This is a genomic window from Streptosporangium sp. NPDC020072 (assembly GCF_040631445.1).
In the GTDB taxonomy this organism is placed as follows: domain Bacteria; phylum Actinomycetota; class Actinomycetes; order Streptosporangiales; family Streptosporangiaceae; genus Streptosporangium.
On sequence record NZ_JBEYAB010000013.1, the window covers coordinates 265,137 to 289,896 of the forward strand.

The 24,760-nt window shown below is 70.0% G+C and carries 21 protein-coding genes; 13 read left to right on the plus strand and 8 right to left on the minus strand.

Annotated features, from left to right (window positions below; genetic code table 11):
• Positions 1–15: 15 nt before the first annotated feature.
• The 4 genes from ABZ470_RS30080 to ABZ470_RS30095 are packed head-to-tail and all read left to right on the plus strand — an operon-like array spanning position 16 to position 4,299.
• On the plus strand, positions 16–1,008 hold the full coding sequence (locus ABZ470_RS30080; protein ID WP_352015041.1) for a MinD/ParA family protein: 993 nt from the start codon (positions 16–18) through the stop codon (positions 1,006–1,008).
• Positions 1,008–1,763, plus strand: coding sequence for a hypothetical protein (locus ABZ470_RS30085; RefSeq protein WP_352015042.1), 756 nt, complete (start codon positions 1,008–1,010; stop codon positions 1,761–1,763). Before ABZ470_RS30080 ends, ABZ470_RS30085 begins: the two co-directional genes overlap by 1 nt.
• Positions 1,764–1,780: 17 nt before the next feature.
• Positions 1,781–3,547, plus strand: coding sequence for a hypothetical protein (locus tag ABZ470_RS30090; RefSeq protein ID WP_362915662.1), 1,767 nt, complete (start codon positions 1,781–1,783; stop codon positions 3,545–3,547).
• On the plus strand, positions 3,547–4,299 hold the full coding sequence (locus ABZ470_RS30095) for a glycoside hydrolase family 16 protein (RefSeq protein WP_362915664.1): 753 nt from the start codon (positions 3,547–3,549) through the stop codon (positions 4,297–4,299). The genes ABZ470_RS30090 and ABZ470_RS30095 overlap by 1 nt, the downstream gene beginning before the upstream one ends.
• A 2-nt stretch (positions 4,300–4,301) precedes the next feature.
• Here ABZ470_RS30095 and ABZ470_RS30100 read toward each other — a convergent pair whose 3' ends face one another.
• Positions 4,302–4,871: an NAD(P)H-dependent oxidoreductase gene (locus tag ABZ470_RS30100; RefSeq protein ID WP_352015045.1), complete on the minus strand. Its 570-nt coding sequence runs from the start codon at positions 4,869–4,871 to the stop codon at positions 4,302–4,304.
• A 220-nt stretch (positions 4,872–5,091) separates the two neighbouring features.
• Positions 5,092–5,586: a GNAT family N-acetyltransferase gene (locus ABZ470_RS30105; RefSeq protein WP_362915710.1), complete on the minus strand. Its 495-nt coding sequence runs from the start codon at positions 5,584–5,586 to the stop codon at positions 5,092–5,094.
• 331 nt (positions 5,587–5,917) lie between these two features.
• Between ABZ470_RS30105 and ABZ470_RS30110 the strand changes: the two genes are divergently transcribed.
• From ABZ470_RS30110 to ABZ470_RS30120, 3 genes are all read left to right on the plus strand, one after another.
• Complete coding sequence (locus tag ABZ470_RS30110) at positions 5,918–7,246, plus strand: LCP family protein (protein ID WP_362915666.1); 1,329 nt, start codon at positions 5,918–5,920, stop codon at positions 7,244–7,246.
• Between the two features lie 24 nt (positions 7,247–7,270).
• Positions 7,271–9,970, plus strand: coding sequence for an AAA family ATPase (locus ABZ470_RS30115; protein ID WP_362915668.1), 2,700 nt, complete (start codon positions 7,271–7,273; stop codon positions 9,968–9,970).
• Between the two features lie 114 nt (positions 9,971–10,084).
• The gene (locus ABZ470_RS30120; RefSeq protein ID WP_362915670.1) at positions 10,085–11,446 is read left to right on the plus strand and encodes a HAMP domain-containing sensor histidine kinase; all 1,362 of its coding nucleotides are present in this window, start codon (positions 10,085–10,087) and stop codon (positions 11,444–11,446) included.
• A 6-nt stretch (positions 11,447–11,452) separates the two neighbouring features.
• On the opposite strand, the gene ABZ470_RS30125 is transcribed toward ABZ470_RS30120, so the two are convergent.
• Positions 11,453–12,532, minus strand: a complete 1,080-nt coding sequence (locus ABZ470_RS30125) for a peptidoglycan-binding protein (protein ID WP_362915672.1) — start codon at positions 12,530–12,532, stop codon at positions 11,453–11,455.
• A 101-nt stretch (positions 12,533–12,633) separates the two neighbouring features.
• On the opposite strand from ABZ470_RS30125, the gene ABZ470_RS30130 reads away from it, so the two are divergent.
• A complete protein-coding gene (locus ABZ470_RS30130) occupies positions 12,634–13,629 on the plus strand; it encodes a helix-turn-helix domain-containing protein (RefSeq protein ID WP_362915674.1) in 996 nt (331 codons plus the stop codon).
• Here ABZ470_RS30130 and ABZ470_RS30135 read toward each other — a convergent pair.
• Together ABZ470_RS30135 and ABZ470_RS30140 are read right to left on the minus strand one after the other, a co-directional pair.
• Entirely contained in the window at positions 13,601–13,969 is a 369-nt protein-coding gene (locus ABZ470_RS30135) for a metalloregulator ArsR/SmtB family transcription factor (RefSeq protein ID WP_352015051.1), read from the minus strand. The two genes, ABZ470_RS30130 and ABZ470_RS30135, sit on opposite strands and share 29 nt — an antisense overlap.
• A gap of 93 nt (positions 13,970–14,062) precedes the next feature.
• On the minus strand, positions 14,063–15,505 hold the full coding sequence (locus ABZ470_RS30140; protein ID WP_352015052.1) for an MFS transporter: 1,443 nt from the start codon (positions 15,503–15,505) through the stop codon (positions 14,063–14,065).
• Positions 15,506–15,929: 424 nt separating this feature from the next.
• Here ABZ470_RS30140 and ABZ470_RS30145 point away from each other — a divergent pair, with 424 nt between their 5' ends.
• Positions 15,930–16,448 carry a hypothetical protein gene (locus ABZ470_RS30145; protein ID WP_362915676.1) on the plus strand — a complete coding sequence of 173 codons (519 nt, stop codon included), beginning with the start codon at positions 15,930–15,932 and terminating at the stop codon, positions 16,446–16,448.
• A 401-nt stretch (positions 16,449–16,849) separates the two neighbouring features.
• Here ABZ470_RS30145 and ABZ470_RS30150 read toward each other — a convergent pair whose 3' ends face one another.
• Genes ABZ470_RS30150 through ABZ470_RS30160 form a run of 3 tightly spaced genes read right to left on the minus strand, consistent with a single transcriptional unit; the run spans position 16,850 to position 19,658 of the window.
• The gene (locus ABZ470_RS30150) at positions 16,850–17,152 is read right to left on the minus strand and encodes a hypothetical protein (RefSeq protein ID WP_362915678.1); all 303 of its coding nucleotides are present in this window, start codon (positions 17,150–17,152) and stop codon (positions 16,850–16,852) included.
• Positions 17,149–17,745, minus strand: a complete 597-nt coding sequence (locus ABZ470_RS30155; protein ID WP_362915680.1) for a hypothetical protein — start codon at positions 17,743–17,745, stop codon at positions 17,149–17,151. The genes ABZ470_RS30150 and ABZ470_RS30155 overlap by 4 nt, the downstream gene beginning before the upstream one ends.
• The gene (locus tag ABZ470_RS30160) at positions 17,742–19,658 is read right to left on the minus strand and encodes a DUF6571 family protein (RefSeq protein ID WP_362915682.1); all 1,917 of its coding nucleotides are present in this window, start codon (positions 19,656–19,658) and stop codon (positions 17,742–17,744) included. Before ABZ470_RS30160 ends, ABZ470_RS30155 begins: the two co-directional genes overlap by 4 nt.
• A gap of 576 nt (positions 19,659–20,234) precedes the next feature.
• Between ABZ470_RS30160 and ABZ470_RS30165 the strand changes: the two genes are divergently transcribed.
• From ABZ470_RS30165 to ABZ470_RS30180, 4 genes are read left to right on the plus strand one after another with little or no spacing between them, the layout of a single operon-like run.
• Positions 20,235–21,194, plus strand: a complete 960-nt coding sequence (locus ABZ470_RS30165) for a ketoacyl-ACP synthase III (protein WP_352015057.1) — start codon at positions 20,235–20,237, stop codon at positions 21,192–21,194.
• Between the two features lie 14 nt (positions 21,195–21,208).
• The gene (locus ABZ470_RS30170) at positions 21,209–21,940 is read left to right on the plus strand and encodes a glycosyltransferase (protein WP_362915684.1); all 732 of its coding nucleotides are present in this window, start codon (positions 21,209–21,211) and stop codon (positions 21,938–21,940) included.
• A complete protein-coding gene (locus ABZ470_RS30175; RefSeq protein WP_362915686.1) occupies positions 21,937–23,058 on the plus strand; it encodes a cytochrome P450 in 1,122 nt (373 codons plus the stop codon). Before ABZ470_RS30170 ends, ABZ470_RS30175 begins: the two co-directional genes overlap by 4 nt.
• Complete coding sequence (locus ABZ470_RS30180; RefSeq protein WP_362915688.1) at positions 23,055–24,752, plus strand: class I adenylate-forming enzyme family protein; 1,698 nt, start codon at positions 23,055–23,057, stop codon at positions 24,750–24,752. The genes ABZ470_RS30175 and ABZ470_RS30180 overlap by 4 nt, the downstream gene beginning before the upstream one ends.
• The last annotated feature ends 8 nt before the right edge of the window (positions 24,753–24,760 follow it).

Genomic DNA, 24,760 nt, shown 5'->3' on the forward strand with positions numbered 1-24,760 from the left:
GAAAGGACCCTGGCCATGACGGAGACGTCCCCCCAGATCCAGGCTTCGCCGCCCCCGCAGGGCGAACCGTTCCAGGAGACGGTCCCCCTCACCGCCGAACACCTGCTCATCAACCGACGTCCCGAACCGACCGGCGGCTGGCGCCGCCTGGTGTGGCAGGTCTCCGGCGGGAGGATCACCCCCGCCGAGTCGAGCGCCGAACTGGAACGCCGCACGCTGATCGCCCAGGCCCAGACCCCGGTGGCCAGCGGCCACCACCGGATCGCGGTGATGAGTCTCAAGGGCGGGGTCGGCAAGACCACCACGACCGTCGCCCTCGGCAACACCCTGGCCTCCCTGCGGGGCGACCGGGTGATCGCCATCGACGCCAACCCCGACCGGGGCACCCTCGGGCTGAAGGTCAAGTCGGAGACCGCGGCGACCATCCGCACCATGCTCGCCGAGGCCCCGCACATCATGCGTTACGCCGACGCGCGCGCCTTCACCTCCCAGTCGCCCGCCCGGCTTGAGGTCCTCGCCTCAGACAGCGACCCGGCGGTGAGCGAGGCGTTCGACGCCGACGACTACCGGACGGTCGCCGGGCTCATCGAGCGTTACTACTCCATCTGCATCACCGACTGCGGGACGGGGCTGCTGCACGGCGCCATGGGGGCGACGCTGGAGCTGGCCGACCAGATCGTGCTGGTCAGCCTCGTCGCCGTCGACGGCGCCAACTCGGCCGCCGCGACGCTGGACTGGCTGACCGCCCACGGCCACTCCGACCTGGTCAGGAACGCCATCGTCGTGCTCAACGCCGTCGAGCCCAAGTCCGACGTGGACGTCAGCCTGCTCGAACGGCACTTCGCCGCCCGCTGCCGCTCGGTGATCCGCGTGCCGTACGACCCGCATCTCAAGGAGGGCGCCGAGGTCGACCTCGTACGGCTGCGCCCGACCACCAGGGGCGCCTACCTGCGTCTGGCCGCCGCGGCGGGCCAGGCGTTCGGCCAGCGCCAGGACCGGAGCCGCTAGTGGCCAAGAACGGCGACCTGGACTGGGACCTCGGCCCGCCACGCAACAACCGCAGGATGCTCCTCGTCGTCGTCTCCATGGTCGGGGCCATCCTGCTGGCGGCCGTGATGTGGCGCGTCGTGGGAGGCGGCCAGGAACCCCAGGTGGTCTCGACGGTCTCCACCGCCGAGGACGGAGGCGGGGGCGTCGTGCTCGCGCAGCCGTCCGGCTACGAGAGCGAGGCGGGTTATCCCGTCGGGTTCCCGCACACGGACCTGGGGGCGGCCTCGGCCGCCGCCGCCGCGCTTGAGGGCGCCTGGACGCTGGACGTCGCCCAGGCCGAGCACGCCGCCGTCCTGTACGCCCCGCCGGAGCAGCGGGACACGGCCCTGGCCGGGGCGCGGGCGGCGGTCGCCGGATGGCGGCAGACCCTCGGCCTGCCCAGGACCGGGCCACTGCCTGAGGACGCCGCTATGCGGACCAGGACGATCGGCGTCCAGTGGCGTTCCCGCTCGAAGGACCTGGTCCAGGTCTCCGTCCTGGTCCAGGTGACCGCGACCAAGGGCGTCGGGGACACCGACCCCACCTATTCGAGTCCGTACGCCATGAACCTGCTCATGAGCTGGAACCCCACCATGCGTGGCCCGAGCCAGGGTGACTGGGTCAACATCCCCGACCCGGTCACGACCACGGTGCCCCAGGTCGCCCTGCCCGGCAGTCCCGAGTTCACCGCCGCGGGCTGGAAGCCCATCGCCGGTTCCGACCCCACCCCCTAGATCGAGGAGGACCGCCCATGCCCCGACGCATCCCGTCCCGGCGCGTCACCCTGATGTCAGGCCTGCTGCTCGCCGGGGTCTCCGCGACGGCGGGAGCGGTCGCCGCCCACCCGTGGAGCGCCCTGGCCGAACCCACGAGCGAGACCTCGACCACCTCCCAGACGACTCCCGAGACCGAGTCGGACACCTCCGCGCTCTCCGACTCGGAGGGCTCGTCGATCTCCAAGGACTCCGGGGGGTCGGGGGACGCTGAGGGGTCCGGGGACTCTGAGGGGTCCGGGGACTCTGAGGGGTCCGGGGACTCTGAGGGGTCCGGGGACTCCGGAAGCTCCGGGGATTCCAAGGGTTCCGGGGGGTCCAAGGACTCTGCGGGCTCCAAGAGCTCTGAAGGTTCCAAGGGTTCCGGCGGCTCCGGCGGCTCGGAGGAGGCCGGGGAGGTGGCGCCCGCCGAGAAGTCCGACCCCGACGTTCCGGAATCCGACCAGCCAACCGATCACTCCGACGGCGGTTCCACCGGCGACTCCGATGGCGGTTCCACCGGCGATTCCGGTGGTGGCTCTGCCGGTGACTCCGACGGTGGCTCCGCGAAGAAGCCCGCCAAGAAGTCCGCCGGGAAGTCCACCAAGGTGTCCGAAACCGGCAAGGGGACCTCCTCGTCGAAGCCGCTCGCGCGCCCCAAGGCGGCACACAAGGAGCCCTCCTCCGACACGGACGTCCCCACGACGCAGGAGACCCCCGCTGTCACGGCGCTGAAGGCGCCCACCGGGAAGACGAGTGACATCGATTCACTCTCGATCGACGACCCGGCCCCCGCTCCCACCCCGGGTCTCGGCAAGCCCGGCAAGGGTGAGGTTCCACAGGTGGCCACGACGCCGCCCGCCCCGGCCACGGCGCAGAAGCCGGGCGACGACCTGACCGCCTCCCCGAAGCCGCCGAAGAACTCCACCGGCGAGAAGCCCACGGCGAAGAAGCCCGGCGCGAAACACGACGAGAAGAAGGACCAGGGAAAGAACGACACCGCCAAGAAGGCCGGTGACAAGAAGGGCGGTGCGAAGACCGGCGCGAAGAAGAGCGGCGGTGAGAAGGCCCACGAGAAGGCCCGGAGGAAGACGCGGCAGAAGGCGAAGACCGGCACGAACCCCGAGTCGACGACCAAGAGCCCCCCGGTCTCCGTCGCCTCCCCACCCGAACCGGTCCCGCCGACCCCGACCCCGGTTCCGACCTCGGCCCCGGCTCTGGCCCCGACCGCCGTACCCACGGCCACGCCGGACGCGGCCGCCGTACCCACGGCCACTCCCGCTGTGCCGGCCACAGTGCCAGCCACAGTGCCGACCGCGATACCCGCCACCGTGCCGTCCGAGGTGCCCACCGTGACACCGACCGCGGCACCCGCCACAGCACCGTCCGAAGTGCCCGCCTCCGGACCCACTGCCGGATCCACCACTGGGCCCGCCGCTGTGCCCTTCCCCTCGTCCCCCTTCTCCGTGGTCGTCGTCCCGTTGCCGCCGTTGCGGCACTCCATCGGTTCCGGGGTCTGCGGCGCCGACCAGCTCGCCGCGTGCTGGAGCCTCGGGCCGTGGCACAGCCGTACCTCCGAGTTCCCCACCGCGGCGGCGAACACGCCGTGGTCGGCGGCCGTGACCTCCCGGTGGGCCTTCGGGCCACCCGCCGGGCGTGAGGGCCGTCCCGCGAACCCGTCCGGGACCTGGTCGCCGAAGGCACCGGGTTGCTGGAGCTTCAGTCCTTCCGCGCTCTGCGCCAGACCACAGGAGCGGCGATCCTGATGTCCAGGTCGAACCTACGATTAGCCGTGCTCAGCCTGGTGGCCGCGCTGGCGGTGAGCACCCTCACCGTCGCGCAGGGCCAGGTGCTGTCCGGTGCCGACTGCTCCCCCTCGGAGAACGCCGAGGCCCTCGGCTGGGGCGCGCCCACCTGGTGCGCCGAGTTCGACGACTACCTCGACGAGGACGAGTGGGTCGTCTACGACTCCCCGGGACACGCGGGCAACGGCCGCCGCTCCCCGGACCAGCTCTTCCTCGGTGACGGCGCCCTCTACCTGTACGGCCGCGCCGACGGCACGACCGCCGGGCTGGCCGCCCGCCACGTCCAGACCTACGGCCGTTGGGAGACGCGCATCCGGCTGTACCCGGGGGCCGGGTCCTACCACCCGGTCGCCCTGCTGTGGCCGCAGGAGGGCGGCGGGAACGTGCGCAGTTCCACCGGGGAGGAGATCGACTTCCTTGAGGTCGTCAACGACCCGCAGCGGCAGCGCCCCAACTTCTTCCTGCACACGCCGCAGGGCCAGGAGCAGGCGCACGCCCAGGTGGACATGACCGACTGGCACACCTACGCCGTGGAGAACACCTCGGAGGGGGTCGTCGGCTACCTCGACGGTCAGGAGTGGTTCCGCTCGCCGAACGCGGCCCGCAGCCCCATGTCGGTCTGCCTGCAACTGGACTGGTTCCCCGGCCAGGGCGACCAGGGCGAAGCCTGGATGGAGGTCGACTGGCTACGCGTCTACCCCCTGGAGTCCTGATTTCAGGGCGTGTACGGCCTGGCCTGGCGGCCCTGTTTGAGGGTGGTCGCCCACCAGATGAGCTGGTCGAGCATGATCTTGACCGCGCCGTCGGCGCCGTCGCCCCCGGTCGGTCTGTCCTCGGCGTCGAACAGCACGGGGGTGTGGTGGAAGCTCACCGTCTCGCGCAGGGACACCACGTGCAGTTCGGCGAAGACGAGGCGGAGCTGTTCGACCGCGCGCAGGCCCCCGGAGCGACCGCCGTACGAGACGAACCCGACGGGTTTGGCGGCCCACTCGTGGCGGACCGCGTCGATCGCCAGCTTCAGGCAGGCGGGGTAGGCGTGGTTGTACTCCGGGGTGATGACCACGAAGCCGTCGGCGGCGGCGATCCTGGCGGCCAGCGCGGCGGCCTCCTGCCCGGTGTCACCCGTCAGGGACGGCTGGGCGGGGGGAAGCGGGGTGCGGCTCAGCTCCATCACGTCGAGGCGCAGGTCGGCCCGGCGGCCGGCCTGCGTGAGGAACCATCGGCCGATCGTCGTGCCGACGCCGCCCTCGCGGGGACTGGCGATGATCACTGCGATGTCCAGCACGGTGGCCTCCTCGGGGTGCACGGCTCGTACCCCCAACCGTGCAACCTCAAGCTGGCTTGAGGTCAACCGCGACTTCGGTCACACTCCCGTCCGCAGGACCCGTTCCATGTGTCCAGGTCACGCCTCACCAACAGGCCCGTTCCGCGGGGCCAGGTCACGCTCTCACCAGCGGGGCCCGCCCGCATGCCCAGGTACAGCCCCGTCTACAAGCGTGTCCGGGTCACAGCCTCATCTGCAGGACCTGCCCCGGCCACGCGCCGACCGTGAACGGCTCGGCCCTGGTGAAGCCCTGGCTCTCGTAGTAGGCGACGAGACGGCCGTCGTCACCGGCGTAGCAGTCCACCCGCAGCAGTACGGCCCCGCCTTCGATCGCCTCCTCGCGGGCTCTGGCGAGCAGGGCCGCGCCGACGCCGTGGCCGCCGAAGCGGCGGTCGACGACCAGTCCCTGGACGTAGAGCTCGGGTTCCGGCGCGGGTTCCACGTACTCGACGGCGTTGCCGAGCACGAGGCACCCCGCGGGCTCGCCGCCCACCTCGGCCACGCGCATCCCGCCGGAGAGCGCCCAGGAGGTGATCTTCTCGACGCGGGCCGGGTCCTCGGAGAAGGGCCGGTCGCCCCACTGTCCGGTACGGCCCCGCGCCGTCAGCCATGCGACCGCGCTGTCGAACATCGCCAGGACCGCGGGGACATCCTCCGGCAGTCCATCACGGATCATCACCGGCGGATCGTAACAGGACATCTCCCGCCGAAGGTTCTACGGAAGCCACCGGTCCACAGGTCATGGAGCGTGCGCACGCGCTACCCTGCCGATCGACGGGCAGGCCGGGGCGCCCCACCACTCTGGGCAGATGGGGTGATTCCCGGTTCTTATCCCACCCTTACGGAGGATTAGTACACTCAGCGACGGCCGGGAACCGGCTCCACGGTCATGGGCGTGTCCCTGACCCATCCTCCCCGGGAGACACGTGAGTAGCGGGCTGACAGAGGCGCCCACGAAGCCGGAAGGCCAGGCCCCACGGCGACGTCGCAAATGGCTGTGGTGGCTGGTGTCCATCGTCACCACCGTCGTCGTCCTGGCGGTGGCGACGGTCGCGGGTGCCTACCTCAGGCTGAGCGGCAACGTCAAACACATCGAGGTCCCCGACGAGGAATTGGGCGCCCGTCCCGTGAAGGTCGCGACCAAGGCGCTGAACGTCCTGGTGGTCGGCTCCGACCAGCGCGGCGGCAAGAACGCGAAATACGGGAAGTTCCCCGGCGAGCGCACCGACACCATCATGCTCGCGCACATCTCCCCGAAGCGGGACAACGCGATGGTCGTCAGCTTCCCCCGCGACTCGATGGTCCAGCTCCCCGACTGCAAGGCGAAGCCGGGGCTCACCGGTCAGCGGGCACACCTGGGCATGATCAACGAGTCGTTCAACTCGGGCGGGATCACCTGCACCTGGAAGACCATCGAGACGCTCACCGGCATCCGCATCGACCACTTCGTGAAGGTCGACTTCACCGGCTTCAAGGACATGGTCGACGCGGTCGGCGGGGTCGAGGTGTGCATCCCCGAGCCGATCCGCGACAAGAAGGCCCTGCTCACCCTGCCCGCGGGCAAGCAGACGCTCAAGGGCGAGCAGGCCCTCGGCTACGTCAGGGCCCGCTACAGCCTGGGTGACGGCTCGGACATCGGGCGCATCCAGCGGCAGCAGATGTTCATCGCCTCCATGATCAAGAAGGTGATGAGCGGCGAGACGCTCACCGACCCGGCCCGGCTCTTCGGCTTCCTCGACGCGGCCACCAAGTCGGTCACCACCGACCCCGCCCTCACCCCGAGCGTGATGAAGGACCTGGCGACCAGCGCCCAGGGCCTGGCCGCCGGGCAGATCCACTTCATCACCACGCCGTGGCGCTACTCCGTCACGTATCCGGGCCGGGTCGAGTGGGTCGAGCCGCAGAGCAGGAAGCTCTTCCAGATCGTCGCCAAGGACACGGCCGTCAAGGGGTCCGGCGTCAGGGGCGGCCAGGCCAAGGTCTCCCGGTCGAAGATCCAGGTCGAGGTCCGCAACGGGACCGCCAGGAAGGGTCTCGGCTCGCTGGTGGCCGTACAGCTCGAAGAGCGCGGTTACCACATCGCCAAGATCACCGACGCGCCGCACAAGCCGTACCCGAAGACCACGATCGCCTACTCGCCGAACGGCGCCCCCGCGGCGCCGACCCTCACCCGGGACGTGCTCAGGTCCTCGGGCCTGCTCGTACGGCGGGCGACCACGCCCAGGCTCGTCCTCACCATCGGCGACGACTGGAAGGGTCTCAAGCCGCTCAAGCAGGACGACCTCGACAGCCTGAAGGGCTTCGACGCCACCCACGACTCCTGTGCGGGCACCTGATCCTGGTTGAGTAGGGTTCGGGGCATGTTGTACGGGCGGGCCGCCGAGCAGGCCGTGATCGACCGGCTGCTCTCCGAGGCCCGCGCGGGCCGTAGCGGCGCCCTGCTCGTGCGGGGCGAACCCGGCATCGGCAAGACCGCGCTGCTCGACCACGCCGCGGCCGGGGACGCGCGGGTGCTCCGCGGCACCGGGATCGAGTCGGAGGCCGAGCTGCCCTTCGCCGGGCTCCACCTGCTGCTGCGGCCGGTGCTCGACCGGCTGGACGTGCTGCCCGAGCAGCAGGAACGCGCCGTCAGGGCCGCCTTCGGGCTGGCCGCCGTACAGGCCGGGGACCGGCTGCTGGTCGGCCTCGCGGTGCTCTCCCTGCTGTCCGAGTTGGCCGAGGAGGGGCCGCTGCTGGTGCTCGTCGACGACGCCCAGTGGCTCGACCGGGCCTCGACGGACGCGCTGCTGTTCGCCGCGCGACGGCTGGACGCGGAGGGGGTCGTGCTGATCCTCGCCGCGCGTGACCCGTTCACCGCCCAGGGAATCGACGAGCTCGTGCTGGGCGGCCTCGACGCCCCCGCCTCCGCGGCCCTGCTCGGCCCGGAGATCGACCCCGTCACCCGCTACCGCGTGCTCGCCGAGGCGCGGGGCAATCCGCTCGCGTTGATCGAGCTGCCCAAGGCCGCCGCCGGAGACGGTACGGCGCCGGCGCTGACCGACCGGGTCCAGAACGCCTTCCTCGGGCAGGTCAAGCGGCTGCCTGAGGCGACCCAGGGGCTGCTGGCCGTCGCCTCGGCCGAGGACACCGGTGACCTGCGCGTCGTGTTGCGGGCCGCGGCCACGTTCGGGGACTTCCTCGAAGACCTGCATCCGGCGGAGAGCGCTGACCTGGTCAGGGTCCAGGCGGGCACCGTGACCTTCCGGCACCCCCTGGTCAGGGCCGCCGTCTACCAGGGGATCCCGCCCAGTCTGCGGCTGGCCGTACACCGGGCGCTCGCCGAGGCCCTGGACGGCCGGGAGGACGCCGACCGGCGCGCCTGGCATCTGGCGATGGCCGCGACCGGCCCCGACGAGGAGGTGGCGGCCGAGCTTGAGCGTACGGCCGCGCGGGCGAGCGACCGCAGCGGGTACGCCGCCGCGTCGAGCGCCTACGAGCGGGCCGCCAGGCTGAGCCTCCGGCCGGACACCCGGGCCGCGCGGCTCACCCTGGCTGCGGAGACGGCGGCGTGGGCGGGCCAGCTCGACCGGGCGGGGACGCTCGCGGAACAGGCCGCCCGGTTGCTGGCCGTACTCGCCGTGGAGCCGGGAGAGCACGCGGAGCCGGGGGAGCACGTGGGCCCGGGGGAGCATGCGGAGGCGGGGGAGCGTGCGGGGGCGGCGGCTCTCGGGGCGCGGCTGACGCACGTCCGCGCGACCGCCGACTTCCTGCGCGGGACCGTGCGCGCCGCCTATGAGGCGCTGGTCGAGGGGGCCGCCCTGACCGGGGGCACGGAGGCGGCACGCATGCTGTTCCAGGCCCTGCACGGCGCCTGGTACATCGGCGCGGCCGAGGTCGACCACGCCGCCGCGCAGCTCGGTGCGCTGTCCCTGCCGGACGGTGACCCGCTGGCGCCGGTCGCCGCGTTCGTCACGGCGACACTGACGCGGAGCGGGACGGCGCTCTCACTGGCCAGGACGATCGCCGAGGCCCGCGAGGCGGGCGCGCGCCCGGGTGACCTGGTCCAGGTCTGCGGGATGGGTCTGGTCGCCGGGCAGGACGAGGAGGTCGGCGAGACGGCCAGGGCGCTGGTCGCCGAGGCCAGGTCGACGGGCGGCATCGGGACGCTGCCCACGCTGCTGTTCTTCCTCGCCGAGACCGAGATGTTCCACGGACGGCACCGCGACGCGCTGACCACCGCGACCGAGGGCCTGCGCATCGCGCGCGACACCGGGCAGACGCAGTGGGCCGCTCAGCTGGGAGCCTTCCTCGCCTACCTCGCCGCGCTCGAAGGCGACGAGGAGCGCTGCCGCGCGCTGGCCGACGAGGCGCTCGCGGCGGGACCGGCGGGCCACGGGTGGGCGACCTGGGCGCTCGGCGTCCTCGACCTCGGGCGGGGCCGGATCGAGGACGCGCTCTCGCGTCTCGAACCGGTCGCGGGCGGCTACCAGGTGGCCGGGAAGCGCAGCGTTCCCGACCTGGTCGAGGCGGCGGTACGGTTCGGCGCCCCCGAACGGGCGGCCGAGGCCCTGGACGGCTTCCGCCGGTGGGCGCTCGACATCGGGCAGCCGTGGGCGTGCGCCCTGCTCGCGCGCTGCCAGGCCCTGCTCGACGACTCCGAGGAGCACTTCGCCGAGGCGCTGCGGGTGGAGGGACGGCCGTTCGAACGGGCCAGGACCGCGCTGCTGTACGGGGAGTGGCTGCGCCGTACGCGTAGGAAGGCCGACGCCCGGCCCCACCTGCGCGCCGCGCTTGAGGTCTTCGAGCGGCTGGGGGCCACGCCGTGGGCGGACCGGGCGAGGGCGGAGCTGAACGCGACCGGCTCAACCGCCCCCGCCACCTCGGCGCCCGGCCTGCTGGCCCTGCTCACCCCGCAGGAACTGCAGATCGTACGGCTCGCGGCCCGTGGACTGTCGAACCGGGACATCGCCGCCCAGCTCTTCCTGAGTCCGCGCACGGTCGGCTACCACCTCTACAAGGCCTATCCCAAACTCGGGGTCGCCTCCCGTGGGGAGCTGGCGACGATCGCCCTCTCCGACTGATCGACCATCCGATTGCCGCACCCGTTTAAAAGGACATAAGGGCTATTTCGCCTTTGCCCTCCTATGAAGATCCACAACCTATAAATAGGAGAAGAGGATCTTTTGGGGGGAAGCGTGGCTTCATGGCGAAGGCCTCGCTCGATCCGGGCCCGGGCGACGCTCACCACGGTCATGATCTTCGCGGTGATCCTGGGGATCGGCTCGGCCGCGACGTCGCTCGCCATACGCGCCTGGCTCTCCGACCGGGCCGTGCAACTCGTCTCGCAGGCCGCCCGGCAGGCGTACGAGGTCAACCGCAGGGTGAACGACGACATCCTGCCGACGCAGCAGGTCAGGCGCCTGCAGGTCATCGCCCGTGACGGCCGGGTGCTCGCGGCCAGTCTGGCGATGAGGGGCCGTCCCCCCATCACCCGGGCCTGGCCTCCGGACAACGACAACCGGGTGGAGACCAGGTCGTGCGCCACCCGGGCGGGCGAAAGGACGTGCTTCGTCGTCGTGGGCCTGCTGGACACGAACGCCCCCGCCGGGGGCGTCATGGTCTACGCGGCGACGCCCGAGTCCGCGCTGGTCACGGGCCACACCCTGGAGTTCGGGCTCGCCGGTCTGTCCCTCGTGCTCCTGGCGCTGCTCGGCTGGGGCACCTGGCGGGCCGTCGGACGGACCCTGGAACCGGTCGACGAGATGCGCGAGGAGATGGCCTCGATCAGCGCCTCCGACCTCGGCCGCCGGTTGACCGTCGGCGACGACGAGACCGAGTTCTGCGCGCTCACCCGGACCATCAACACCACCCTCGAACGGCTCGACCAGGCCGCCGAACGCCAGCGCCGCTTCGTCTCCGACGCCTCGCACGAACTGCGCACCCCGCTGACGGGACTGCGCACCAAGCTCGAACTCGCCCTGTCCGACCCGGAGTTCGAGGACCACTCCCAGACGATACGGTCGGCGCTCAACGACGCCGAACGCCTCCAGGCGATCGTGAACGACCTCCTCCTGCTCGCCCATCTCGACGCCGGGGTCACCGGCGACCCCGAATCCATCGACCTCGGCGAACTGGTCGCCGGTGAGGTACGGCGCCGCCCCTCCCGGCACGAGATCCGCACGCACCTCGCCCCGGACGTGGTCGTCAGGGGCGACAGGCTCCAGCTGACGCGCCTGCTGACCAACCTCCTCGCCAACGCCGACCGTCACGCAGCCAACAAGGTCGACGTCCACGTCGCGCGCCAGGACGGGGACGCCGTCATCGAGATCGCCGACGACGGACACGGCATCCCGCCCGAGGAACGCGAACGGATCTTCCAGCGGTTCGCCCGCCTGGACTCGGCCCGCAGCCGCGACGCCGGGGGGACCGGTCTCGGCCTGCCCATCGCCAGGGACATCGCCTCGGCGCACCAGGGCGTCCTGTACGCGGCCACCAGCACGAACGGTCAGGGCGCCAGGCTCGTCCTCAAACTCCCCCTGTCCCTGGCGACGCCGTGACGGCTCTCAACCGTGGCGGACGTACACCGGGTCACCCGGCTCGACCAGGCCGAAGAGCCGCTCGGCGACGTGCGTGGGAACCCGGACGCACCCGCGGACCGCGGACGCGGCGGGCTCCGGGCTCGCCTGCGCCCGGACCTCGGGCGGGACGGACCGTACGGCGGGGGCCCGGCTGATCGGCCCGATGTCGATCGGTCCGACAGGGGGCCCGACGGGAGGCTCGGCGGGGGGCCGCAGATGGAACGGCCCGGCGGTGGGGACCGGGCGGATCGGCTTGACCGTGGCCATCGGGTAGACGGGCTTGACCGTGGGGGCCGGCCTGACCGGCGCGACCGTGTTGATCGGGTAGGACCGCCGGACCGTCGGCCGGGGACGAGGCGTTCCGTCCGGGAGGGGGACCTCCCCCATCCGGTGCACCGGCCTGACCTCGGACCCGCCACCGCTCGGCCTGACCTCGGGCCTGTCACCGTCCGCCCCGGCTTTGAGCCTGCCACCGCTCGGCCCTGCCCCAGGTCCGCCGCTCGGCCCGGGCCCGCCGCTGTTCGGTCCGGAGGCCGCGAAGGAGAACGTCTCGTAGATCGGGGCCAGCGGATCGACCCCGGAACGCGGAAGGCGTTCGGCGACCTGGAAGTCCCCCGTCGGGGCCTCCTCCGCCGAGCTGAGGCCGTTCCGGCAGAAGGCGGGTCCGGCGCCGGGGGAGACGTGGGAGACGAGTGCCCGGTGACGGCCCCGGTAGACGGTGAGGAGCTGACGTTCCAGGTCGATCTCCACCCGCCGCGGCTCACCGCCGGGCACCAGCGGCGCCGGGACGCGCGGGTGGGCCAGGGCGCGCCAGGTCCGCCTGCCGACCCTGTCACGCGGCACAAGCCCCTGTGACTTCTGGAAGGCCCAGACGGCGGCCTGGGTCTCCGAGCCGTAGTAGCCGTTGACCAGTCCCGGCGCGAACCCCAGCCTCAGCAGTTCCTGCTGCAGCCGTTTCACGGGCGTGGCGAAGTCGCCGGGGCGCAACGAGCCGCCGGGCGTCGAAGCCGCGAAACCCAGTGCGCCGAAGGACAGAGCCACCGTCCCCGCCAAAAACTTGATCACATGGCGATAAGTACCCCCACTGTCCGGAGGGGCGAGGTGACGAAACGCAAAGAATCACCCAGTCATGGTGGCCCGAATCATTTGTGTGTAAGGATCGGGTCATGCACAGAGTCGTGGTACTCGCCCTGGACGGTGTCATCCCCTTCGAGCTCGGCATCCCGTCCCGGGTCTTCGGCATGGCCAGGAACGCCGCGGGAGAACACCTCTACGAGGTGCTCACCTGCACCCTGGACGGTGGCCCCGCCGAGACGGACGCCGACTTCTCGATCTCCGTGGACCACGGGGCCGAGGTGCTGGCCACCGCCGACACCGTGGTGATCCCGGCGACCCACCGGCTCGGCCCGATCGCCGTGGAGGGGGTGCTGCCGCCTCCCCTGGCCGACGCGCTCGCCCTGATCAGGCCGGGCACCAGGCTCGTCTCGATCTGCACCGCCGCCTACGTGCTCGCCGCCGCCGGACTGCTCGACGGACGGCCCGCGACCACGCACTGGAGCTGGACCGAACGGTTCCAGAAACTGTTTCCCCAGGTGAATCTGGACCCGGACGTGTTGTTCGTCGACGACGGGGACGTGCTGACCTCAGCGGGCGTCGCCGCCGGGGTCGATCTGTGCCTGCACATCGTCCGTCGTGACCACGGCAGCGAGGTGGCCAACCGGGTGGCCAGGAGTTGTGTCGTCCCGCCGTGGCGTGACGGCGGCCAGGCCCAGTTCATCGAGCGCCCGGTGCCCGAGGAGGCCGCGGCGACGACCGCCACGACCAGGGCGTGGGCGCTGGAACGCCTGCACCTGCCCCTGTCTCTCGTCGACCTCGCCACCCACGCCAGGATGAGCCGCCGTACGTTCACCCGCCGCTTCCGCGACGAGGTCGGGCTCAGCCCCGGCCAGTGGCTCGTCCTGCAGCGGCTCGAACTGGCCCGCCGCCTGCTGGAGACCAGCGACCTGGCCGTGGACGCCGTGGCCGCCCAGGCCGGTTTCGGCACCGCCGCCTCACTGCGGCAGCACATGCAGAGCACGGTCGGGGTCTCACCGATGGCCTACCGCCGCACGTTCAGGCCGACGGCGAACGGCCTCAGCCATGCCGTAGGTGCTCACGGCTGAGGTCGAGGAGCATTCGGACATGGACGTCGGCGAGCCGGTAGTAGATCATCCTGCCCGCCCTGCGACTGGCCACGATGCCTGCGGTCCGCAGCAGTCTCAGGGCGTGTGAAACGGCGGTGTCGCTGACCTGGACCGTCTCGGTGAGGTCGTAGACGCACAGTTCACCGGCTTCGAGCAGGGCGTAGAGAAGCTGGGCCCGGGTCGGGTCTCCCAGCAGCCGGAACAGCTCCGCGAGCTGGGTGGCCTCCTCCGCGGTGACGATCCGCTCTCGCGTCGCCCCCGCCTCGGCCTCGTCGAGCTCCATGGTGGGGTGTATGTCGGGCGCGGTGGCGACATCCATGGGCGAACTCCTGAACAGATGCTCAAATGATAATCACTATCATATCAAGTCCCCGGTCCGGATTATGGAACGTTCTTCGTCCGAATTGCACCGTCACGTCGGTGTGGCGGCGCTCAACGGCTCCGCGATGTCCTCAAGCCCCCTGCCCTCCGCCTTGACGCCGAGGAACACCTCGACCAGACCCGCGGCGATCATGAGGACCGCGCCGATGCAGAAGGCCAGCGCCGTGTCCCCGACCTGGCCGCTGCCCACGAGGTTGGCGAAGACCAACGGGCCGGCGACGCCTCCGACGAAGGTGCCGATCGCGTAGAAGAACGCGATGGCCATCGCCCTGGTCTCCATCGGGAAGATCTCGCTGACGGTCAGGTAGGCCGCGCTCGCCCCCGCCGAGGCGAAGAAGAGCACCACGCACCAGCAGGCGGTCAGGGTCACCGCGGTCAGCACCCCCTGGGAGAAGAGCCAGGCCGTACCCAGCAGCAGCACACCGGAGCCGATGTAGGTCGCCGAGATCATCGGGACACGGCCGACGGTGTCGAACAGGTGCCCCAGCAGCAGGGGACCGAGGAAGTTGCCGATCGCGATGACCGCGAAGAAGTAACCGGTGGTCGTGTCGATCTTGAAGAACGTCGACAGGATCTGCGCGTACCCGAAGGTGATGGCGTTGTAGAGGAAGGCCTGCCCGATGAACAGGGAGAAGCCCAGGATCGTGCGCTTGGGGTAGCGGGCCACCATGGTGTGGGCGATCCGCCCGAACCCGATGGACGTGCGCTGGTGGATGGTCATGGACCGCTCAGGCTCGTCGAGGCGCGTCCCCTTCTCCTCCTCCACCTGGGCCTCGATGCCGTCGACGAGTTCCTCCGCCTCCCGGTCCCGGCCGTGGATGAACAGCCATCGCGGGCTCTCCGGCACGTGCCGCCGGACGAGCAGGATGCCCAGGCCGAGGACGACACCGAGACCGAAGGCGATACGCCAGCCGATGTTCACCGCGAAACCGTTGAGCAGCGGGACCGTCAACAGGGCGCCGCCCGCGGCCCCCAGCCAGTAGCTGCCGTTGATGACGATGTCGATGCGCCCCCGGTGGCGGCTCGGGATCAGCTCGTCGATGGCGGAGTTGATCGCGGCGTACTCACCGCCGATACCGAACCCGGTCATGAAGCGGAACAGGAAGAACCACCACGCCGAGAACGAGAACGCGGTCGCGGCGGTGGCCACCAGGTAGACGACCATCGTGATGATGAACAGCCGCTTACGGCCGAACCTGTCGGTCAGCCAGCCGAAGAACAGCGCCCCGAGACACGCTCCGGCCACGTAGAGGGCGGCGGCCGTACCGGCGACCTGGGTCTGGGTGATCTCCAGGCCGCTGCCGGGCTTGGCGAGCTGGGCGGAGAGGTTACCGATGATCGTCACTTCGAGGCCGTCGAGGATCCAGACGGTTCCGAGGCCGATGATGATCATCCAGTGCCACCGTGACCAGGGCAGCCGGTCCAACCTCGCGGGGACCTTCGTGGTCACCGTCCCCGTCTGAACGTCGCTCATGCCTCCCCGGCTACCCCGAAAGGATCACCTCATGCCCCGCCCCGGCACCCCTGCCCTGACGTTTACGGTCGTTGCCCGGCCCACCGGGCGGCGGGGCCCTCCCGGTTTCCCCGGCGGCCGGGCAGGAGCGTCCCCGCGAAAACGGCTTGTCATGGCGAGCATTTCCGGAATCACCGGAAAGACAATAAAGTACCCCACCGCCACAATAACGACCAGCCGCTTTCTCGCGCGAAGAAATAATCAGTTTGTTCATCCGTGGAACGTCTGCTTATGCTCTCCCTGCGGAACTGGTCGCCCTGCCGACCAGATCTGTCTTTTGGTCGGTGATTCAGGCCGGACCATGTGTCCCGAAGGCCGGTGCCGACCCGGATCACTCGCAGCAAGGCCCTCTCCTCCAAGAAGGGAATTCACGCAAGTGACAATCATGAAAAGGATCGGAGTCGTTCTGTCCGCGGCGGTGCTGGTGGCCGGTCTCGCCCCCGCCGGGGCGGACGCGAGCACCACCGGCACGACGGTGAGCACCACCGGCGCGGCCGTCGCCTCGCCGGACGCCCCCGAGGCCGCGGGCGCGACCGGCGGCCAGGTCAGGCGCCCGGCTGCCCCTCCCGCCACGTCCGCCCTCCTGGCGAACCCTCCGACGGTCTCACCCTCCGCCGGCTACGCGGAGTACGACCCCGGGACGACCATCACCTGTCCGAGCGGCAATCTCTGCCCCGAGGCGTGGAACCCCGTGACCAACAAGTGGCGGCAGTTCCGGCTGTACACGTGCGCCAGGTACAGCCTGTCCTACTGGAAGGGCGAGGGCTTCTACACGAACAACCAGACCGGGGGCGTCACGTCGTACTTCTACGGGCAGGCGGGTGAGGTGCTGCACTCGTTCACTCCGGATTCGGGCGTACACGACTACAACTGGGAACCGGTGTGGTCCATCCGCAACTGCTGACGTCGAAGACGCCTGACGACACGTTCGCCACCTGCGCCGTGAACCGCTGACGTTTATACCCGGCGCACCGCCCGAGGGTGCTTTTCGCCCCTCGGGCGGTGGCGTGGAAACGCCCTTCGCCCACCGGTCTTCGGTTCACAAAATTCGGCGTTCATGTGAAATCGGTACCCGCGGAGCGACGAGCCGACACGAGCGGGTACGGCCGCAGGCCTCCCCCGGCGCTACCACCGGACCTCATGACCCAGCGGACCGCACGCCGGGCGTCCCCCGGTTTCCTGAAGGCCGAAACCGCCTCCATCACGATCTTGAGGATTTCAGTCCGCCCCTCGCCCACCTGGCCGACCTCGATCGTGACATTTCCAGGTTCGACGTCTCCGGCCGCTGAGGCCTCCGCCCGGTTGTCAGGGCAGGCCGTACCGTTTCCTGATCGCCGTGGCCTCCTCCTCGGACACCTGGCGCGGCGTGCGGGCCAGCGTCTGCCGCAGATCAGCCAGGATCCTGTCCGCCGACCCCCGAAGGCGCGTACGGTGACCGACGAGCTGCTCGTCGAAACGCTTCGCCGCCGGCCCCGTCCACACTCCGCCGGAGTGGAACGCCTGAAACGGCGTCTCGAAACCGCTCTCGACCTCCTGGACCAGCGGTTCGATCGTCCGCAGCGCGTCCTCCAACGCGGCATGAAGCGGATTGGGCACCAACCTGGTCATGAGCTTCTTTTCGAGGAGGACGGACCCGCGCTCGCGGACGGGGCACCGGCATCGGTGATGAGCCTCGGCGCGATCAACTTCATCAACGCCAGCACATCAGCGGCGTTGTCACGCCCTGCGACGCCTCTTTCCAGCTGGATGTTGAGCTCCGCCTTGCCACGCACAAGCATGGCGTACGCTTCCCCATCCTCACCGTCGGCAGGTTTGAAGTAGTAGCCGATGGCTCCGGGAACGATTTCCGGCAGGGGCAGGGCACCCGCCTTCAGCTGTTCCTCGATTCTCTCCGTGTAGCCTCCCGGCGTAAGGTCGATCTGCAGCACCTCAAGTTGATTACCGTCTCGCTGATAAATCGCACAACTTCCATCGTCGAGATCTTTCGGATAACTTAGGTCAAAATGACCACGCACCAGCGGATTACTCACGCCGGTCATCAACTCGACCGCCCTCTGCGGAATATGCCCACACAGATATGGCGGCGCAGCGGCCTCCGGAAGCGGGGAACGATCAAATTCCCTACTGGAAACCTGGCAGGCGGTTGAGGAAACCAGGGCGCACATCAGCACCGCCACCAAGACGAACGACGACCGCTTCATGATCCGTACTGGGCAAAGCCATTGGAAAATCCTTGATCAAGGCGATCCTCTATGTCCAGCCACTTTCGCCCCGCCAGTCCCTCGTACAACCATCGATCATAAGCCTCGACTCGCCGATATTTGTCGGTGTTGTTTTTGGCGTTTTTATCAATCATCTCATCCATGCTCATAAGTGTTCGACCGTCACTTTTAAGGAAGTTGTTAGGGTTGTCAACAGGATCATCTCCTTTTTTGAGCCCCTCCAGCGATGCCCACGGGTGAGCGGCCGCAGCGGGCTTGGCCGAGCCGAACACGCCATGTTTGAGCATCGCGCGAGCGGCGAGGTCATGCACGAGGCGCCGAGACTGATCAACTGCGGTGTTGGCGTCTTCGCGCGCCCTGGTCTCCGAATCCCCCTTGACCCTGTCTTCGATGAACCCTGTCCACGCCCCGACGACTCCAGCCGCGATCGGCCATCCTGGCGTCTGAGGAATCGCGAGTGCGGTATTCACCGCTCCCGTGAGCAGCTTCATATTCCGCGCCTGTTTATCGTCCAACTCCTTCCCCTCCTCGACTTTAGCCAGCCCTGCGGCATCAGTGATCATTCCGAAGGTCGCACCGATCTGCTTGGCGTTCGCTCGAAGAGTTTCGTCACCCTGCCCTTTGGCGATCCTCATCGCATCGTGGTCGAGAACCCAGTCGGTGAATCTCGTTTGAGCAGCCAGAACAGGAGCAAGCGCTTTGGGGTCAGCAAACGCCTCCCTCATCACACTTTGCAGTTCTTTCTTACCGAACTGCGCCCCCCATGGTTCACGGCCGGCTGTACCGGGTTTATCCGCGTCCCGGACCCCGTCCACAATGACATCGCGTCCCGTCTGAGCGACACTGTTGATGTCGCTGATGTATCCGGCGAGGATGCGGCCAACTGTGACAGGCTTCAGGAATTCCTCTATGGAATCACCGGACTTGATCTGCTGAGCCCTCAGGTGGACGAACTCCGAGGCGAGTTTGGCCGACAGGTAGCCCCGTGACGGATGTTCTGGGGAACCGTCGTGGTCGCGGAAGGTGAGCGTCGCAGCCTCCAGGGCCTTGCCCAGTGCCTCGCCTCCGTCAGTCATGCTCCACTCCGTCAGGAAGTGCTTGAGCGCGGTCGGATCGCTCGCGAAGAAGTCCTGGGCCACTGCGGGGTTACGGCTGAGGGCTTCCATCAGCGGCACCATGACGTTCGAATTCGTACCCGGCGGATACGGCGTACGGTCCCAGGCGTCAACCTTCTTCGCGACCGCCAGTAGAAAGGGGGCGGCGAAGGTCCCGTTCTTGAGAGCCAGCGTGATCGCGTGGTACTCCCGCTCTTGCCACCCAGGAGTGAGATTGGACGTGAGTTCGTCGCGCCAGGCGTTGCTCAGCTTCGGGCTCGCCGTTCCCAGGGTCTTGCCGAGGGCGGCCTGCAGGCGTTTCGCCTTCTTGCTGTCGCCCTGTTCCACCGCCTTCGCCATCAGCTCGCGGAACCCCGTGGCGCCGAGGGTGGTCATCAAGCCGAGGGCGAATGTCTTGTCGCCGGTGCGTTTCTCCAGCTCCGCCAGGGTCCTGTCGTCGGCCTCGCCCTTCTGCGCGGCCTCGGTCAGTTTGAGGGTGGCGGCGTAGACGTCGGGGTCGTGGGCGGCCTTGCCGTACAGCTTCTCGTCGAAGGTGGGCAGGCCGAAAGGGGTCGTGTCGAGGGAGGAGGAGGTTCCCCAGGCGGTACGTTCGGCGCGGATCGTCTCGCTGCGGCGCCGCAGGTCGGGGCGGCTGGTCTCGATCCAGCTCCCTATCTCGCGCAGGGCGTTCAGGCCCGAGGTGTCCAGGTCGAGTTTCTGCAGGGCGCTGCGAATGCGGGGCTCGTTCCTGCCGAGGGTGTCCTGTGCCCTGCCGAGTCCCCGTTCGAAGTCGTCCATCGAGGTGGGGTCGATTCCGGAGTACTCCCCGTTGACGCCCGGGGCCGGATGCGGCATGGGCACGGGAGCGGCGGCTTTCGCCGGGGACTCCCCGGCCTGCTGACCGGTGGACGGCCGAGGCGGCGCCGAGACCGTCGGCAACGGCGAGGGCGTGGGATATGGATGAGCCATGAGAGGGGAGGGCTCCAACGCGGTCGGCAGAATACGGCGACTACGGCAACAAGATTATTTTCCATCCACTTTTAAGTAAAGATCTCCGCAATATGGAGCACGTCTGCCACCGTCCTGTGAAGTCAGGGAAAATCACAGAATCCCTACCACATACTCCGATAAATCAAGACATCACTCCGTAAAACACCCAACCCACCACGGGAGGGATTTCTACCAGCCGAATCCATGATTTCCAGGGGACCGAAACCCACCCCGCCGGGCGCCCTCACCACGATCTTGAAGGTTTCGGTCCGTCCCTCACCCACCCGGCCGGCGGCTCCCCGCCCCGAGCTGACCAGGACAATTACCCATATTTTCGGTACATTGCCCCGATATGAGGAAGAGGTGACACCACCTAGGGGGAGCATGAAGGCCCGGATCACGGGCGTCGCGACGTATCTGCCGCCACGGACCATGTCCAGCGCGGAGGTCGAGCGACGGATCGAGGGATACGTCCCCCACCGAGGTGTCATCGAACGGATGACCGGCATCCGGTCACGTCACGTCGCGGAGGACGGCCAACAGGCCTCCGACCTGGCCGTCGAGGCCGTGAGGAGGCTCGACCACACCGACGTCGATCTGTTGATCTTCGCCTCCGCCTCGCAGGACATGGTCGAGCCCGCGACCGCGCACATCGTGGCCGCCAAGCTCGGGCTCTCGTGCCCGGTCTTCGACGTCAAGAACGCCTGCAACAGCGTGCTGAACGGCATCCAGGTGGCCGAGGCGCTGATCCTGACCGGGGCGCACCGCAGGGTGCTGGTCTGCTCGGGCGAGGTCCCCTCGCGGGCGGTCCGCTGGCGGGTGCGCGACCACGCCCAGTTCGCCGAGTCCTTCGCCGGATACACGCTGTCGGACACCGGGAGCGCCGTGATGCTGAGCGCGGACGACGAGCGCGGCATCTTCTACCGCGACTTCACCGCCGACTCGACCGCGTGGGCGATCGGCACGCTGCCCGGCGGCGGCTCCGCGCATCCGCGCGACCCCGAGTACTCCTACTTCCGCGGTGACGGGCGGCGTCTGAAGGAGGCGTTCGAGCTGGCCGGTCCTGACGTCTTCCTCAACGCGCTCAAACGCACCGGCCTGGGCTGGGAGGACTTCGCCCTCGTCGCGGTGCACCAGGTCGCGCTGCCGTACCTGGACCATCTGGCGGCCACGCTCGGCATCCCCCGGGACAGGCTCGTGGTCAGCCTCCCCGAGCACGGCAACTGCGCCTCGACCACCCTGCCGTTGCAGCTCGCGCTGGGCGACTGGCGGCCGGGGGACATGGTGGCGCTGCTCGGCCTGGGCGGCGGGATCAGCACCGGCGTGATGCTGGCGGAGATGTGAAAGAACCTGACGCGATGAACCTGTGGGTGGTCGTCCCGGCCTACAACGAGGCGCGGGGCATCGAGGCGACGCTCAGGGCGCTCGACGCGCAGGACGACCGTGACTTCACGCTCGTCGTGGTGGACAACGCCAGCACCGACGGAACCGCCGAGATCGTCGAACGCCACGGCGTCCGGGTGATCGCCGAACGGCAGAAGGGCACCGGCGCCGCCTCCGACACCGGGGTACGGCATGCCATCGCCAACGGCGCCACCCACATCGCCAGGACCGACGCCGACTGCCTGCCCCGCGCCGACTGGGTGCGCGGCGTCAGGCGCGCCTTCGACGACGGGCTCGAAATGGTCGGGGGCAGGCTGCTGCCCAGGACCGACGAGTTCCCGCTGAAGTTCTGGGAGCGGCGGTTCATCCCGTTCGTGGTCGACGTGGCCGCGACGTTCGGCCGTTTCAGGCCGGGCAACCGGTCGCCGGAGTACCTCGGCCCCTACGTGATGATGCCGGGCTGCGCGATGGCCATCACGGCATCGCTGTACGAGCGGGCGGGCGGCTTCCCCAGGACCGCGATCGAGGAGGTCCACGAGGACCGCGCCCTGGTCAACCAGGTCCGCAGGATCACCTCCGCGTACGGCTCCCGCCGCGACGTGGTCGTCTACGGCTCGGTGCGCCGCCTGCGCGCCTACGGCCTGGCCGGGACCCTGGCGTGGTACGCCGACCACCGCTACCGCCCCGACGTGGTCGACATCCGGTGAACCACGAGACCAGGCTCCACCTGGCCGCCCACCCCTTCGCCTATCCGCTGGTGCGGCTGCTGGCCCGGCTGGGCCCCGTGGTCCGCGTCCCCGGTCTCGGGGTGGTGGTCAACGACACCGCCACGGCGCGGGCCGTGCTGACCGACGGGCGTTTCCGCAAGGACGGCCCCGGCTCCCCCGGTGAGCTGTGGACGCCGGTGCTCGGCCCCTCGGTGCTGCTGAACATGGAGGGCCCCGGGCACGCGGCGCTGCGCAGGAAGCTGATGCCGCTGTTCACCCCCGGATACGTCTCGGCGCTGGTCGCCGACGTGCTCCGGGAGCCGCTCGACGACCTGTCCGCGCGGCTCGGACGGGGTGAGACGGTCGATCTGGTCGACGTCATGCGGACGATGGCCGGGGCGGTGATCTGCCGGGTGATCGGCCTCGGCGAGGTCTCGGCGGCCAGGGCCAGGGAGCTGTTCGCCGAGGGGGAGCGGGTCGTCTCGATGGTCTCGCTGCGCTCCCGGCGGCTGAACGAACGGCAGGTGGCGATCGCCAGAGGCGTGCTCGACCGGATCGGGGACATCGCGCAGGCCGCCTACGAGGCCGGGGACGAGTCCACGGTCATGGGCAGGATGCGGGCTCAGGAGCTGTCGGCCGCCGAGGCGAGGGGGGCGGCGGGCGCGTTCTTCCTGACCGGGACGGAGACGGTCGCGACCTTCGTCCCCCGGCTGGTGGCGCTGCTGCACGACCACGGCACCCGGGTGGACGACCTGGACCGGGTGATCGACGAGGCCATGCGGGTCACCACCCCGACCCCGGTGATGCTGCGCTCGGTCGGTGAACCGGCCAGGGTCGGGCGGCTGGCCGTACGGCCCGGCGACCGGGTGGTGATCGTGACGCACAACTGCGCCCGTTCCTACGGCCCCTTCGACCCGTCCAGAAGACATCCGCCGGAGCTGCGGCGGATCTGGTTCGGCGCGGGGGCGCACTTCTGCATCGGCTACCCGCTCGCCCTGGCCGAGATCAGGGCGGTGGCCTCGGTCCTGCTCTCCCACGACGTCCGTGTCGTACGGCGGCGCGCGGCCAGGGGGGTCCTCATCCCCACCTACGAACATCTGTGGATCAAGGCGGCATGAACGACATCATCACCGGGATCCTGGAGACCGCCCGGCGGGAGCCGTACCGGACCGCCCTCATCGACGGGCGCGGGCGGGAGATCACCTACGGCGAGCTGGCCCGCAGGGTCGAGGCCGTGCGCGCCGCGATGACCGGGACCGCGCCGGGGCGGGGCGTGCTGTTCGCGGTACGGCCCGGCGTCGACGCCGTGGTGCTGGCGCTCGGCTCGGTCGCGGCGGGCGGGACGCTCGTGCTGGCCGACCCCGGGCTCGCCCCCGACGTGCTCGCCGCCCGGATGACCGCGACCCGCCCCGGGTGGGTGGTCGCCGAGTCCGTCCTCTACACCCTGAGCGGGCCGCTGCGGAGTCTGGCCCGCCGCCGGGGCCTGCTGCTGCCGAACCTGCGCGACCCGCTTCCCGGCCACGCCGTACGACACCTGCACACGGGGCCCTGGCTGCCCGGTGTGCCCAGGGGCGCCCTGAGCCTGTCACGCGTTCTACGGGGGACCGTTCCCGAGGACCGGGTGGAGCCCGTGAAGGCCGGAACCGGTTCCCAGGCCGAGCCCGGCACGGCCGGGTCCCGCCGTCCCGGGGAAGCGGGTGGCGAACAGACCGGTGAACAGCATGAAGGCCGTTCCGAGCGGCTGACCGGAGGACAGGCGGAGAACCGGGCGGGGGAAGAAGGCCGTGACCTTCCACGAACCCCCCAGCCGGATATGTCCGGCGCTACCGCGCCAGACATATCCGAAATTTCACCAGATCAGCCTGCGGCAGTGATCTTCACCTCGGGAACGACCGCGCGTCCCCGGGGCGTGGTCCACACCCGGGGGTCCCTGGCGGCCGGCCTTGAGCTGTTCCGTGAGGCCTTCCCCCTCGGCCCCGGCGACGTCGTGCACACCGACCAGTTGATGCTGGGGCTGCCCGCGCTGCTCGCCGGGGCGACCTGGTCGCTCCCCGGGGGCGGCGACCTCGCCGAGGAGCTCGCCGCCAGGAGGGCCACCCACACCTTCGCCGTCCCCGTCCACCTGGACAGGTTGCTGCGCCGTACGCCGAGGCTGCCGGAGACCCTGCGCTACCTGCTGCTCGGCGCGGCCCCCGCGCCCGCGGGCGTGCTGCGCAGGGCCGTCGAGTCCGGGCCGCGGGTGCTCTCGGTCTACGCGATGACCGAGGCGCTGCCGATCGCGATCGCCTCGGCCGAGGAGAAGCTGGCCCACTCGGGGGGCGACCTCCTGGGCGCGCCGCTGCCCGGGGTCGGCGTGCGGATCGCCGACGACGGAGAGCTGTTCGTCTCCGGACCGCACCTGGCCCAGCGCTACCTCGGGGAGGAGCCGCTCACCGAGATCGCGACCGGCGACCTGGCCCGTGTCGAGGACGGCAGGCTGGTCCTGCTCGGCAGGAAGAAGGACATGATCCTGCGGGACGGGGTGAACATCTACCCCGGCCTGTACGAACCCGCGATCGCCGCGCTGCCGGGGGTCGCCGAGGCGGCCGTCGTCGGGATCGCCGACGCGGAGACCGGTGACGAGGAGGTCGTGCTCGCCGTCGTCCCCGCCGAGGGGTACGACGAGACCCTGCTCAGGAAGGCGCTTCCCGAGATCGTCGACGCCCTCGCCATACCCACCCGTATCGAGACAATCGATGCCTTCCCCCGCTCGGGTCGTGCTGACAAACTCGACCGCGCGGCCCTTCGCGAACTGGTGGCCCGCCGCCCGTGAACGCCGCC

Excerpts from the sequence above, each read along its gene's own strand:
- ABZ470_RS30080 (WP_352015041.1), top strand. The coding sequence starts at position 16 with ATGACGGAGACGTCCCCCCAGATCCAGGCTTCGCCGCCCCCGCAGGGC.
- ABZ470_RS30090 (WP_362915662.1), top strand. The coding sequence starts at position 1,781 with ATGCCCCGACGCATCCCGTCCCGGCGCGTCACCCTGATGTCAGGCCTG.
- ABZ470_RS30095 (WP_362915664.1), top strand. The coding sequence starts at position 3,547 with ATGTCCAGGTCGAACCTACGATTAGCCGTGCTCAGCCTGGTGGCCGCG.
- ABZ470_RS30105 (WP_362915710.1), bottom strand. The coding sequence starts at position 5,586 with ATGATCCGTGATGGACTGCCGGAGGATGTCCCCGCGGTCCTGGCGATG.
- ABZ470_RS30115 (WP_362915668.1), top strand. The coding sequence starts at position 7,271 with ATGTTGTACGGGCGGGCCGCCGAGCAGGCCGTGATCGACCGGCTGCTC.
- ABZ470_RS30130 (WP_362915674.1), top strand. The coding sequence starts at position 12,634 with ATGCACAGAGTCGTGGTACTCGCCCTGGACGGTGTCATCCCCTTCGAG.
- ABZ470_RS30135 (WP_352015051.1), bottom strand. The coding sequence starts at position 13,969 with ATGGATGTCGCCACCGCGCCCGACATACACCCCACCATGGAGCTCGAC.
- ABZ470_RS30140 (WP_352015052.1), bottom strand. The coding sequence starts at position 15,505 with ATGAGCGACGTTCAGACGGGGACGGTGACCACGAAGGTCCCCGCGAGG.
- ABZ470_RS30145 (WP_362915676.1), top strand. The coding sequence starts at position 15,930 with ATGAAAAGGATCGGAGTCGTTCTGTCCGCGGCGGTGCTGGTGGCCGGT.
- ABZ470_RS30150 (WP_362915678.1), bottom strand. The coding sequence starts at position 17,152 with ATGACCAGGTTGGTGCCCAATCCGCTTCATGCCGCGTTGGAGGACGCG.
- ABZ470_RS30155 (WP_362915680.1), bottom strand. The coding sequence starts at position 17,745 with ATGAAGCGGTCGTCGTTCGTCTTGGTGGCGGTGCTGATGTGCGCCCTG.
- ABZ470_RS30160 (WP_362915682.1), bottom strand. The coding sequence starts at position 19,658 with ATGGACGACTTCGAACGGGGACTCGGCAGGGCACAGGACACCCTCGGC.
- ABZ470_RS30165 (WP_352015057.1), top strand. The coding sequence starts at position 20,235 with ATGAAGGCCCGGATCACGGGCGTCGCGACGTATCTGCCGCCACGGACC.
- ABZ470_RS30170 (WP_362915684.1), top strand. The coding sequence starts at position 21,209 with ATGAACCTGTGGGTGGTCGTCCCGGCCTACAACGAGGCGCGGGGCATC.
- ABZ470_RS30180 (WP_362915688.1), top strand. The coding sequence starts at position 23,055 with ATGAACGACATCATCACCGGGATCCTGGAGACCGCCCGGCGGGAGCCG.